General features: G+C 37.7%; 12 protein-coding genes and 5 tRNA genes. All 17 read left to right on the top strand.

Annotated features, from left to right (window positions below; all coding sequences use genetic code 11):
• The first annotated feature begins 3 nt into the window (after positions 1-3).
• The 17 genes from Q0P34_RS02055 (at position 4) to Q0P34_RS01975 (ending at position 13,019) form a co-directional block, all read left to right on the top strand.
• Positions 4-1,173: a DUF5711 family protein gene (locus Q0P34_RS02055; protein WP_294952148.1), complete on the top strand. Its 1,170-nt coding sequence runs from the start codon at positions 4-6 to the stop codon at positions 1,171-1,173.
• A gap of 12 nt (positions 1,174-1,185) precedes the next feature.
• Positions 1,186-1,911: a CvpA family protein gene (locus Q0P34_RS02050; protein ID WP_294952142.1), complete on the top strand. Its 726-nt coding sequence runs from the start codon at positions 1,186-1,188 to the stop codon at positions 1,909-1,911.
• Positions 1,908-2,534, top strand: a complete 627-nt coding sequence (locus Q0P34_RS02045) for a CDP-alcohol phosphatidyltransferase family protein (RefSeq protein ID WP_294952137.1) — start codon at positions 1,908-1,910, stop codon at positions 2,532-2,534. Before Q0P34_RS02050 ends, Q0P34_RS02045 begins: the two co-directional genes overlap by 4 nt.
• 38 nt (positions 2,535-2,572) lie before the next feature.
• Positions 2,573-4,879: an ATP-dependent Clp protease ATP-binding subunit gene (locus tag Q0P34_RS02040; RefSeq protein WP_294952131.1), complete on the top strand. Its 2,307-nt coding sequence runs from the start codon at positions 2,573-2,575 to the stop codon at positions 4,877-4,879.
• 64 nt (positions 4,880-4,943) lie between these two features.
• A tRNA-Gly gene (locus Q0P34_RS02035) sits at positions 4,944-5,017 on the top strand.
• Positions 5,018-5,029: 12 nt separating this feature from the next.
• Positions 5,030-5,106 (top strand) — tRNA-Arg (locus Q0P34_RS02030).
• A gap of 7 nt (positions 5,107-5,113) precedes the next feature.
• Positions 5,114-5,190: transfer RNA gene (locus tag Q0P34_RS02025), tRNA-His, on the top strand.
• A 10-nt stretch (positions 5,191-5,200) separates the two neighbouring features.
• Positions 5,201-5,275, top strand: a tRNA-Gln gene (locus tag Q0P34_RS02020).
• Between the two features lie 6 nt (positions 5,276-5,281).
• A tRNA-Lys gene (locus Q0P34_RS02015) sits at positions 5,282-5,357 on the top strand.
• A 94-nt stretch (positions 5,358-5,451) separates the two neighbouring features.
• The gene (gene thyA, locus Q0P34_RS02010; RefSeq protein ID WP_294952126.1) at positions 5,452-6,354 is read left to right on the top strand and encodes a thymidylate synthase; all 903 of its coding nucleotides are present in this window, start codon (positions 5,452-5,454) and stop codon (positions 6,352-6,354) included.
• Between the two features lie 14 nt (positions 6,355-6,368).
• A complete protein-coding gene (locus Q0P34_RS02005; protein ID WP_294952123.1) occupies positions 6,369-6,842 on the top strand; it encodes a dihydrofolate reductase in 474 nt (157 codons plus the stop codon).
• 157 nt (positions 6,843-6,999) lie between these two features.
• Complete coding sequence (nifS, locus tag Q0P34_RS02000; protein WP_294952120.1) at positions 7,000-8,184, top strand: cysteine desulfurase NifS; 1,185 nt, start codon at positions 7,000-7,002, stop codon at positions 8,182-8,184.
• Positions 8,184-8,612, top strand: coding sequence for a Fe-S cluster assembly scaffold protein NifU (gene nifU / locus Q0P34_RS01995; protein WP_294952117.1), 429 nt, complete (start codon positions 8,184-8,186; stop codon positions 8,610-8,612). Before nifS ends, nifU begins: the two co-directional genes overlap by 1 nt.
• 24 nt (positions 8,613-8,636) lie before the next feature.
• Complete coding sequence (gene nadA / locus Q0P34_RS01990; RefSeq protein ID WP_294952114.1) at positions 8,637-9,551, top strand: quinolinate synthase NadA; 915 nt, start codon at positions 8,637-8,639, stop codon at positions 9,549-9,551.
• Positions 9,552-9,554: 3 nt separating this feature from the next.
• Complete coding sequence (mnmA, locus tag Q0P34_RS01985) at positions 9,555-10,613, top strand: tRNA 2-thiouridine(34) synthase MnmA (RefSeq protein ID WP_294952112.1); 1,059 nt, start codon at positions 9,555-9,557, stop codon at positions 10,611-10,613.
• 358 nt (positions 10,614-10,971) lie between these two features.
• A complete protein-coding gene (locus tag Q0P34_RS01980) occupies positions 10,972-12,276 on the top strand; it encodes a hypothetical protein (protein ID WP_294952109.1) in 1,305 nt (434 codons plus the stop codon).
• A gap of 29 nt (positions 12,277-12,305) precedes the next feature.
• The gene (locus tag Q0P34_RS01975; protein WP_294952106.1) at positions 12,306-13,019 is read left to right on the top strand and encodes a response regulator transcription factor; all 714 of its coding nucleotides are present in this window, start codon (positions 12,306-12,308) and stop codon (positions 13,017-13,019) included.
• Positions 13,020-13,042: the final 23 nt, after the last annotated feature.

Below are 13,042 nucleotides of genomic sequence, written 5' to 3'. Positions count from 1 at the left end.
ACTATGCCGAGTAATGAAAGAGAAAATCAAAGAATAGAGAATAAAAAGCAAAAAGAGAAAAAAGCAAAAAGAATAATTTGGATAGCTCTTTTTGTTGTGTTAGCAGTTCTTCTTGTTCTAAAGGTCTGTGAAATTGATTTTGCCGACATAAAGAACAGAATAAACTCATTGTCGGTAACATCAGCCGTTTCGGAAAATAATTATCCTGTTACGGTAAATGTATCTAACGGAGAAAGCATTAAGCTTGTTAATGGCAAATTATATGCACTTAATGAAAGCAGTGTTGTTTCTGTTGATCCTGCATCTGCTTCACAATCATACTCGTTTGATCACGGGTATGCATCACCTGTTTTCAAATCAAACGGAAATTATACCTGCCTGTTTGACAGAGGGGGTACAAGGCTCCGTCTTGATACAACAAGTGAAGAGTTATATGAAAAATCATTTGACAAGAGCATTATCACTGCTGATGTTGCAAATAACGGTACTATTGCATGTGCTTTGTTTTCTGATGAAGCAAAATCACGAATTATTGTTCTTAACAAGAATGAGAATAAAAAGCTTGACTATAATGTTAAGGACGGTTATGTTACATATGTTTCACTGAACCAAAATGCTTCATTGCTTGCATATACAAGTGTTAATTCAAAGAATGCATTTTTAACAACTACCGTTCATATTTTGAATATCGGTAGTGGCGAAGATGAATTTACCTTGGAGTATGACAAATCAAATATAATTGATTTGCATTTTAACGACTCGGGAAATCTTTATGTACTGGGTGATAATTTTCTTTCTGTGATAAAATCACAAAAAAAGGAAGAGGTTGTATTTAAGAAGGGCTCAATATCAACAATTAATTATTGCTACACATCGTCAAATGAGCTTGTAATCAATTACAGCGGATACAACAAATCTTCAAAATCAAAGGTTGCTTACATAAAATCTAACGGTAAGGTTAAATCTTCATTCAGTATTAAGGGAGAGGCAAAGTCTATCAGCTCAAGTTCAAATGAGATTACCGTTCTTCTTCCGCAAAAGATTTGCATATACTCTTTAACCAAAGGAGAAAAAAAGGAATCAATTTCCTGTGACGGCTCTGTTAACAGTGCTGTAAAGGCTTCCTCAAGGGTGTATGTACAGTACGGACAGTATATAGATATTGCAAAATAGAAGGGATATAAAATGACTATATTTAATTACAGTGTTAATTATTTTGATGTAATTATTACCGGTATTCTTCTGATTTTCGGTATTGTAGGTGCCAAACGGGGAATATTTATTACATTGGTGAATTTTATAAGATATGTAGTAGGATTCTTTCTTTGCGTATTTTGTGCTGACAGGCTTCCTGTGCCGATTTATAATACCTTTGTAAAGGATCAGCTGGAAAATTATATTAAACAAAGAATTGTTACCTCGTCTAATATTGATGAGATTTATTCAAATTTTAATAATGCCGTAAGCTCTATGCCAAGCTTTCTTAAGCAGGATTTGAATGGATTAAAAATTGATTTTTCATCGGATAAAATTGTTCAAAGCCTTATGGATGAGGCGTTTGAGCCTATTGTTTTAGGCTTAATTAAGGTTGCTGTATTTATTGCTGTATTTGTTTTATTTTTTGGTATTACAGGAATAATAATTCATAGCATTAAAAAGAAGAACAAGGATAAATCTAAAAACGGAAAAAATAAAAGTCCTTTATCTGTTGCAAACGGCTTAATAGGTTTTGTTTTTGGTTTATTAAAGGGTGCGTTGGTTGTATTTGTCCTTATAAGCATAACTACATATTTAATCGGGGTTCCAAGCCTTGCCGATAACAGCTTTATCAATACAGCGTCTGACAGCTCTTTATATCAGCTACTGTTAGATTACAATCCTTTTAATGTAATAACGGAGGGAATATTATGAGTAAATTCAAAGAAAATGTAGGTGAATTGTTTGAAAATTGGAACACTATTCCTAACTGGCTTTGCTTTTTAAGAATAGCACTTATTCCTATTTTTTCGGTATTGTTTATTAAAGAGCATTACATAATTGCATTTGTATTGATGATTATTGCTGCCGTTACCGATTTGCTTGACGGCAAAATTGCAAGAAAATACAACATGGTGTCTAACCTCGGTAAGATACTTGATCCTATTGCAGATAAGCTTTCTCAGGTTGCAATTGTAATTATTTTGATATTTAAGTTTTGGTCTTTTGAGGGAATACTCAAATATTTGCTTTTCCTTTTCATTGCAAAGGAATTGATTATGGTTATAGCCGGTGCTGTATTACTTGCCAAGGGTATGCGTCCCGTTGCTGCAGAAATGTGGGGCAAGGTGGCAACAACTGTGTTTTATATCTTTATGATTGCCATTATTGCAATAGGACCTAACGGTGCGTTGGTAGGTGTTTGGTTCTTTAAGGCCTTGCCGACACCTGTTGTATATGTAATGGTAATTATCTCTGTTATTCTTGCTTTTGTATCATTGTTTGGATATGCACCAGGCTTTATCAGACAAATCAAGGAAAACAAGAATAAAAACTAAAACAATAATAATAAAAAATTATAGGAGACTGTGAATTAATGAAACAGCCAATGTGTACACGTTGCGGCGAACGTCCTGCAATTGTGTTTATTCAAAAAATGGAAGATGGCGTTATGAAGCCTGAGGGCCTTTGCTATAAGTGTGCCAAGGAGCTTAATGTTGATATGGGACCAATTCAGGGACTTATGGAAAAAATGGGCATTAGCGAGGAAGAACTCGAACAGGCAAGTGAGCAAATGAGTATGTTCATGGAAAATATGGACGATTTTGATTTCGGCGACCTTGGCTCAATGTTTAACCCCGAAAACTCCGATGGAGCGCAGACTATGCCGTTTGCCGAGATATTTAACGGCTTTGATGGCGGTGAACCGTCAGGCAATGAAAAAAGCAAAGGTAAGGGCAAAAGGAATAGAAAAAAGAATATTGACGATTCAAAGAAATTCCTTAACAACTACTGCAATAATCTAACCGAAAAGGCAAGAAGGGGCGATATTGATAACATTATCGGCAGAGACAGTGAAATCAACCGTACCGTTCAAATCCTTTGCAGAAGAACAAAGAATAACCCCTGCCTAATAGGTGAGCCGGGTGTCGGCAAAACCGCCATTGCAGAGGGACTCGCAATTAAAATTGCAAAGGGTGAGGTTCCTGCTCGCTTAATGGATAAGGAAATATATCTTCTTGATTTAACTGCTCTTGTTGCAGGCACACAGTTTAGAGGTCAGTTTGAAGGCAGAATTAAAGGTCTTGTTGATGAGGTAAAGCAGGAGGGAAATATTATTCTCTTTATTGACGAGGTGCATAATCTTGTAGGAACAGGTGATAGCGAGGGCACAATGAATGCTGCAAATATTCTTAAGCCTGCACTTTCCCGCGGTGAAATTCAGGTTATCGGTGCTACAACCTTTAATGAATACAGAAAATATATTGAAAAGGATGCTGCACTTGAAAGAAGATTTCAGCCGGTAAAAATTGAGGAGCCTTCAATTGACGAGGCATACAGAATGCTTCTTGGAATTAAGAGTTATTATGAGGATTACCATAAGGTTTGTATTAATGATTCTCTTGTATACAAGGCTGTCACCATGAGTGAAAGATTTATTACAGACCGCTATCTTCCTGATAAAGCTATCGACCTTTTGGATGAATCCTGCACCTGCGCAAATCTGCGTAATCCTGCAATCAGCAAGTATCAAATGATGCTTGAAAAGAAAAACAATATTATGGATGGTATCGACAGGCTTTCTTCTCCGGAAGAGGGTGAGGATATTGACTATGAGCTTATTTCCAAGCTAAAATCACAGCTTATTAACATCGACAACGAGCTGCCCGAGCTTGAGGAAAAAGCAAAGGATAATCAGGTGCTTGAGGCCGATCTTGCAAAGGTTATCTCTCTTTGGACGGGAATTCCTGTTTCAAAGGTTGAACAGGGAGAGATTGCAAAGCTTGCAACACTTGATAACGAGCTAAAGGCTCATATTATCGGTCAGGATGATGCTATCGAAAAGGTTGCCAATGCAGTTCGTAGGGGCAGAATACAAATCAGTCCGAAGAAAAGACCGCAGTCATTCATTTTTGTCGGTCCTACGGGTGTCGGCAAAACGGAGCTTGTTAAGCAGCTTGCAAATTCATTATTTGATTCTCCGGAAAATCTTATAAGGCTTGATATGAGCGAATATATGGAAAAATTCAGCGTTTCAAGAATTATCGGATCACCTCCGGGATATGTTGGATATGATGATGCAGGTCAGTTGACCGAAAAGGTAAGAAGAAAGCCTTACAGCGTTATCTTGTTTGACGAGATTGAAAAGGCACATAAGGATGTTTTGAATATTCTTCTTCAAATTCTTGATGAGGGCAGAATAACCGATGCACAGGGAAGAACGGTTAATTTTGAAAACACTGTAATTATAATGACCTCAAATGCAGGCTCTACCGACCAAAATACAATGGGCTTTGCAAAATCACAGGATGATATTAATAAAGAGGTTACTATGAAGGCTCTTGAAAGATTTTTGCGTCCTGAATTTCTCGGCAGAGTTGACGAAATTGTTATTTTCAATAAGCTTACCTTTGATAATTTCGAAAAGATTGCAAAAATTATGCTTGATGAGCTTGTTCCGAGTCTTAAGGATAAAGGCATAGAATTAATCTATGATTACAGTGTTCCCGTATATCTTGCAAAAAAAGCTTATGGCTCAAAAAAGAATGCAAGAGGGCTTCGTGATGCCGTTAGACGCGATGTTGAAGAAAAGATTGCAAACGCAATTGTATTCAATCAAAACACTGCTATTAAATCAATTTCTCTCACCGGCGGGGAGGAAATCAGTGTAAAAATTAATTAAATATTTTTTACAAAAGTATTGACATTTCAACGGACATTAGATATAATAATGTCCGTTGTGATACGCGGGTGTAGTTCAATGGTAGAATCCCAGCCTTCCAAGCTGGTCGCGTGGGTTCGATTCCCATCACCCGCTCCAAATTTTTTATATGCGCTGTTAGCTCAGCTGGATAGAGCAACTGCCTTCTAAGCAGTAGGCCGGAGGTTCGAGTCCCCCACAGCGCGCCAGGTTATGGTGGGATTGGCCTAGTTGGTTAGGGCGCCAGTTTGTGGCACTGGAGGTCATCAGTTCGACTCTGATATCCCACCCCACTTTTTATGTTGGGGAGTCGCCAAGTGGTAAGGCAACGGACTTTGACTCCGTCATGCGTGGGTTCAAATCCCGCCTCCCCAGCCAAAATACGATCCATTAGCTCAGGCGGTAGAGCACTTGACTTTTAATCAAGGTGTCCGGGGTTCGAATCCCCGATGGGTCACCAAAGCCTCGTAAACCGAGGCTTTTTTTCTTTCGGTATTTACTAAAATTATTTTTTGTGATATTATTTATACATATTAATATTTAGGAGCATTGTTATGGGACTTTGGGATAAGGAATATATAAGCCTTTGTAAAAAGATATTGAGTGAGGGCACAGAGGTTGTTAACAGAACAGGTGTTAACACTATTAAAATTCCGTCGCATCATTTTCATCTTGATATCGGTGAGGAATTTCCTATTTTAACTACAAAGCAGTTGTTTATCAGACAGGCTGTTTTGGAAATGCTTTGGATTTATCAGGCACAGTCAAACGATGTCCGTTGGCTTAAGGAACGCGATGTAAAGATTTGGAACGAATGGGAGATTGATGATGAGGGATATTGGAATGCTTCTCAAATGCTTCCTGATGAAAACGGAAATCTTATCAGACAAGAGGTCCACAAATTCTTCGGTAAGGAATATGCACACACCATCGGCACCGCGTACGGATATATCGTAAATAAGTTTTCTATGACACAAAACCTTATTGACAAGATTAAAAATCATCCTGAGGATAGGCGAATGGTTATGACGTTGTGGCAGAACGATTATCTTGATACTGCCGTTTTGCCAAGCTGTGTTTGGTCAAGTGAATGGGATGTAACCGATGGTAAGCTTAATTGTTGGGTACATCAAAGAAGCTGTGATGTTCCGCTTGGATTACCGTTTAACGTTACGCAATATGCCGTACTTAACTGTATGCTTGCGCAGGTATGCGGGCTTAAGCCGGGTACAATTGATTGGTCAATAAAGGATGCCCATATATACGTTAATCAAATTGATGGAATAAAAGAGCAAATCAGACGCTTTGATGAGCAGGGTGATTTGCCGGCACCAAAGCTTTGGCTTAATCCCGAAGTTAAGGATTTCTTCAAATTTGATAATTCAAGAGATTGCAAGGATGTAAAGCTTGTGGATTATAATCATTTGGGTAAAATTGCATTTCCCATTGCACAGTAGATTAAGGAGAGAATATGTCTGTTTCTATGATTGCCGCTGTAGGCAAAAATCTTGAGCTTGGTAAAAATAATGATTTAATTTGGCATTTCAAGGAAGATATGAAATTTTTTAAGGATACAACAATGGGGCATACCGTTGTTATGGGCAGAAAAACGTTTGAGTCCTTGCCAAAGGCATTACCGGGTAGAAAAAATATTGTAATTTCCTCCAATGCCGAATATCAAGCACAGGGAGCAACTGTTGTTACTTCTGTTGAAGAAGCCTTACAAATTGCCGATAATGAGGAAGTTTTCGTTATTGGCGGAGGAAAAATCTATGCCGAGTTTTTGCCGTATGCAGATAAACTTTATCTTACCGAAATTGATGCCGAGTGTGCGGATGCGGACACATATTTTCCTCAATTTAACAAATCCGAATATATTAAGGAAATAATTAACTACTACGATATTGACGGTGTGGAGTTTTATCACGTTGTGTATAAAAAATAGTTTTTGGGTATTCTTTACGGAATACCCTTATATTTTTACTTAATTTGATAACAATATGATAAAAAGTACAATTTCCTATTGACAAAGTAGGAAATAAAGTATATATTATACAACGAAAAACCTATTAGATTAATAGGAATAAAGGCAGGCAATAGATATGAAAACGATTTATGTTGACAATGCTGCAACAACTCGATTGTCCGACAGTGCTCTTGATGCAATGAAGGATATGATGCAGGATGTTTACGGAAATCCGTCATCACTGCACCATATCGGTCAAATTGCAAAGGAGCGATTGGAGGATGCAAGAGCGAGGGTTGCAAAATGTATAAACGCAAATCCCAATGAAATATATTTTACATCAGGGGGCAGTGAGGCCGACAACCAGGCTATTGTAACCGCTGCATACAACGGTGCTAAAAAAGGAAAGAAGCACATAATTTCGTCAAAGTTTGAGCATCATGCAGTTCTTCATACTCTTGACAAACTTGAAAAAGAAGGCTTTGAAATTCAACTTCTTGATGTGTACGAAAACGGAATTGTTCGCGTTGAGGATGTTGCAAATGCTATTCGCGAGGATACGGCACTTGTAACCATAATGACAGCGAACAATGAGGTTGGTACGGTTCAGCCAATTAAGGAAATAGGCGCTCTTTGTAAGGAAAGAAAGGTTATATTTCATACAGATGCAGTGCAGGCTATTGGTCATATACCTGTTGATGTTCAGGATATGAATATTGATATGCTTTCCGTATCCGCTCACAAATTCCACGGTCCAAAGGGTGTCGGTGTTTTGTATTGCCGCAAGGGTATAATTCTTCAAAACATCATTAACGGCGGTGCACAGGAAAGAGGAAAAAGAGCAGGAACGGAAAATATGGCGTCCATTGTCGGCATGGCAAAGGCTATGGAGGATGCTGTAAATAATCTTGAAAGCAATGCTCAATATGTTTCAAGGCTTCGTGACAGGATAATTGAAGGCTGCAGCGATATTGAACTGCACAGATTAAACGGCGACAGATATAAAAGATTGCCCGGAACAGTTAATTTCTGCTTTGAGGGAATTGAGGGTGAAGGCTTGCTTTTGCTTCTTGACCAAGACGGAATTTGTGCATCATCGGGCTCTGCGTGTACAAGCGGTTCGCTTGACCCGTCACATGTTCTTCTTTCAATGGGAATTCCCGTTGCGGTAGCACACGGCTCACTGCGTATCTCCTTGAGTGAATACAACACCGAGGAGGAGGTTGAAACCATTATTAAATCAATTCATAAGGTAGTATCTTATTTAAGATCAATATCACCTGTTTGGGAAAAAATACAAAACGGAGAGGAAGTATTATAATGGCTTTATATTCAGAAAAGGTTATGGATCATTTTACCAATCCTCGTAATGTCGGTAAAATTGATGATGCTGACGGTGTCGGCGAGGTAGGAAATGCAAAATGCGGAGATATTATGAAAATCTACCTAAAGGTTGATGAAAACCATATTATCACCGATGTAAAGTTTAACACCTTTGGCTGTGCTTCGGCTATTGCATCAAGCTCTATGGCTACCTGCCTTATTAAAGGCAAGCCAATCAGCGACGCTCTTGAGCTTACAAACAAAGCAGTTGTTGAGGCTCTTGACGGATTGCCACCGGTAAAAATTCACTGCTCTGTACTTGCAGAGGAGGCTATCAAGGCTGCAGTTAAGGATTATTACGATAAAAACGGTATTGAATATGATCCTGAAACATTTAAGGAATTAAATACCCACGAACACGAATAATTATTTTGATTAGGAGCTTGCTTTATGGCGTTAAAAGACATTCAAGACGAAATAATCAGATTAAAAAAAGAAAACGATATTTGTATATTAGCACATTGCTATCAATCACCTGATATACTTGAGGTTGCAGATTTTGTCGGCGACAGCTTTGCTTTGTCGGTCTCCGCATCAAAGGTTACAAACAAAACCGTAATTATGTGCGGTGTAAGATTTATGGCTGAAACAGTTAAGATTCTTTCGCCTGACAAAAAGGTAATTCTTTCCAATGCAGATGCCGGCTGTCCTATGGCTGAAATGATGGATAAGGATCTGATAAAACAGGTTAAAGAGCAATATCCCGATTACACAGTTGTTGCATATGTTAATACGACAAGCGAGCTAAAAACTGTTTGTGATGTTTGCGTTACATCATCTTCTGCACTCAAAATCTGTAAAAAGATTGATAATGATAAAATCTTATTTATTCCTGATAAGAATCTTGGTGCATATATTGCTAAACAGTTGCCCGAAAAGGAGTTCAAGCTTTTATCGGGCGGATGCCCAACTCATGCAAGGATGAGTGCCGAAAACGTAAAAAAAGCAAAGGCAATGCATCCCGATGCTTTATTTCTTGTACACCCCGAATGTGTACCGGAGGTTGTTGAGCTTGCAGATTATGTCGGCTCTACAACAGGCATTATGGATTTTGCCAAGAACAGCGATGCAAAGGAATTCATTATCGGAACGGAAAACAGCATTGTTTCTCATCTTCAGCTTGAATGTCCCGACAAAATGTTTTATCCTCTGTCAAAGGACCTTGTTTGCCATAATATGAAGCTTACAACAATAGTTGATGTTCTTAATTGCGTTAAGGGCATTGCAGGTGAGGAAATCATTCTTGAAAAGGATGTAATGGACGGAGCAAGACGCTGTATAGATAAAATGATTGAATTAGGTTAATCTATGAAAAAAGCAATTATAGCAATGAGCGGCGGAGTTGATTCAAGTGTATCTGCCTTGCTTATGAAAGAGCAGGGATATGAATGTATCGGAGCAACAATGAAGCTTTACGATAACGAGGATATTGGTGTATGCTCTGATAAAACCTGTTGCTCGCTTGATGATATCGAGGATGCAAGGGCTGTTGCAACAAAGCTCGGAATGCCTTATTACGTATTTAATTTTAAGGATGAATTTAATGAAAAGGTTATAAAAAAATTTGTTGCAACATACGAAAACGGAGGCACTCCAAATCCATGCATAGACTGTAACCGTCACCTCAAGTTTGAAAAGCTTATGAGGCGTATGCAAGAGCTGAAATTTGATTTTGTCGTTACAGGGCATTATGCCGATATAGAATATGTTAACGGCAGATATATGCTTAAAAAAGGTAAGGACTTATCAAAGGATCAAAGCTATGTTTTGTATTCATTAACGCAGTATCAGCTTCAGCACACTATTTTCCCTTTAGGTAAATATTCCAAAGAGGATATAAGAAAAATCGCAGAAGAAAACGGCTTTATTAATGCCCATAAGCGTGACAGTCAAGATATTTGCTTTGTTCCCGACGGGGATTATTCTGCGTTTATTGAGCATTATAAAGGCTGCTCTTATCCAAAGGGAAATTTTGTTGATAAGCAGGGCAATGTTCTCGGTGAGCATCAGGGAATAATAAAGTACACGATAGGACAACGCAAGGGACTAAATATTGCTCTGGGTCATCCTGTTTATGTTATAGATAAAAATCTTAATGAGAATACTGTTATTTTAGGCTCCAACGAGGACTTGAATAAAACATCACTGATTGCCGATGATTTTAATTGGATTGCTCAAAAGCCAACAGACAGAATTAATTGCTGCGCAAAAACCAGATACAATATGAAGGAGGTACCTTGTACGGCATATTGTGAGGGTGACAGGGTAGTGGTAGAGTTTGAAAATCCTGTCAGAGCTATCACTCCTGGACAGGCTGTTGTGCTGTATGACGGTGACTATGTCCTTGGCGGCGGTACAATAATTTAGTTCTTAATTAACGAAAATTTCATTAAAATTTAATTATTATTAAATTGTTTATTTATAAATTTAGTGTTATAATACATTTACAATATGGTGGAAGACAAGTATTGGGTTTCTCCAGCCTAACAGCAAAGCTGAACGGAGTCGGTATAATGTTTCTCTTTTCATTGTTTCTCCTCTAACCGTTGTCTTTAAAAATGCTCCAATCCACCATTTTTTTGTATTTTAATTGTTACCGAGGCTTGATAATTGTATCAAGTCTTTTTATTTTTGTAATAAAATGTTATTTTTTATTAATTTACTATTTATTTTATTTTAATTATCTGTTATAATTAGAATAGTTTACTGTAATAAGGAGGGCAAAATGAAACAGATTAAGGTATTTGCTTGTATTGTTTTAATTGTTGCTTTGCTTTCCGGTTGCAGCTTTAGGCTCGCCTCATCGGTAAACGACCTTATTTCTGCCGTTGCTCCGTTTGGTGATAACGCAGATGTAAAAAATGCGCTTGACAGCTTTTTGCCAAACGGCTACATATTGAAAAATCCGTCATCGGGTGATTATATAACTTCGTACAATTTTTATGATTTGGACTCGGATTCAAAGGATGAAGCGGTTGCCTTCTATGAGTCTAACGATAACCTTGGCACAGTGTGTATGGCAATTATAAAGGAGCTTGACGGTAAGTGGCAGGTTGTTTCAAATGTAAAGGGCTACGGTGATGATGCATACCGTCTTGACTTTGCCGATGTAAATAATGACAGAAAGCCGGAAATTTTAGTTTGTTGGAATACTATCTCCAATTCAAACAGTCATTATTTTGTTGCATACAATCTTAAATTCAGCAACGAAAAAATTTCCGTAAAAAGAATAGGCAACGATGAAATATACTTAAATAATTATATAGTTGTTGATTTTAATCAAACAGGTAAAAATGATATCTTAATGTTTGAAATAAACTCCGGAACAAAAACAAGTGCAAAGGCTGAGCTTTATTCTATCAGTAAAAACGATTTTGTTCTAAAGGGTGAAACCAAGCTTGATTCAAGAGTAATCTCTTACAGAAACATTAATGTTGAAAAGGCTGAAGGCGATGTTCGTGTTTATGCCGATGCTATAGGCTCTGACGGTGACAGCATAAGAACAGAGGTTATATATTGGTCAAATATGTATCGCTCTATTGTTTCTCCGTTTTACAGCTATTCAACAGGAAGAACAACAGGCACATCAAGAGGCTGTCTTGTAAATTCTGTTGACATTAATGATGATGACAGAATAGAAATTCCTACAGATGCATCAATGAATAAGCTTCCAAAGGGAATAAAGGCTCTTGATTGGGTTGTATACGACAAAACTGTTCTTGTTCACAGGTGCTATTCATTGTATTCTACTGCTGACAAATACAACATAGTAATTCCCGATAAAATTTACAAAAACATATCTGTCAGCTATGATGCCGAAAAAAAAGAAATGACTGTCTCAAACAAGAAAACTAAAAATACCGTATTCTCCGTTATGCCTGTGCTTAAAGCAGTTTATAACGAAGCAGAGTATACTGATTACACTGTAATACTTGATCAGTCAGGATATTATTATTTAGCAAGAACGGGTAATGATAAATCAATAAAAATATCAACCGATGAACTGAAAAAACTAATTAAGGTCAGTTAATCAATTTTACTGAAAGGTAAGGTGTTCGTATGAAAAAGGTACTTGTTGCCGAGGATGAAGAATCTATCAGAGAATTTATAGTAATTAACCTTTCCCGCTCCGGATATAATGTTGAGCAGGCTGAAAACGGCCTTGTTGCTCTTCAAAAATTCAAGCAGGATGAGGAAGGCTTTGATGTTGCCATTCTTGACATTATGATGCCGGAGCTTGACGGCTTATCGGTTTGCAAGGAGCTTAGGAAGCTGTCATCCGATTTGGGTATCATTATGCTTAGTGCCAAAACACAGGAAATGGATAAGGTTACAGGCTTGCTTGTAGGTGCAGACGATTATGTTACAAAGCCGTTTTCTCCAAGCGAATTGATGGCAAGAGTAGACGCTGTTTACCGTCGTGTTGAAATGACAAGGGGCTTTAAGAACGTAGATACTAATTCCGACAGCATCGTTCTTGATGAATTTGAGCTTAATCTTCGCAACAGAACTCTTATGAAATCAGGCAATATGATTGAATTAACTCAGGTTGAATTTCAAATTGTCGAATATTTCTTCCGTAATCCAAATGCTGCACTTTCAAGAAATGATATACTTAAGCAGGTTTGGGGTGCAAATTATTTCGGAGACGAAAAGATAGTTGATGTTAACATAAGAAGACTTCGTATGAAGCTTGAGGACAATCCCTCAAGTCCAACAAGGCTTGTTACAATTTGGGGACTTGGATATAAGTGGATTACAAGTGAACAGTAAATTGAAAGGTAAATTTGTTTGCA

This window comes from uncultured Eubacterium sp. (assembly GCF_945980375.1).
GTDB lineage: Bacteria > Bacillota > Clostridia > Oscillospirales > Acutalibacteraceae > Eubacterium_R.
Note: the sequence above shows the minus strand (reverse complement) of the source record. Positions and strands in the feature narration are given on the sequence as shown.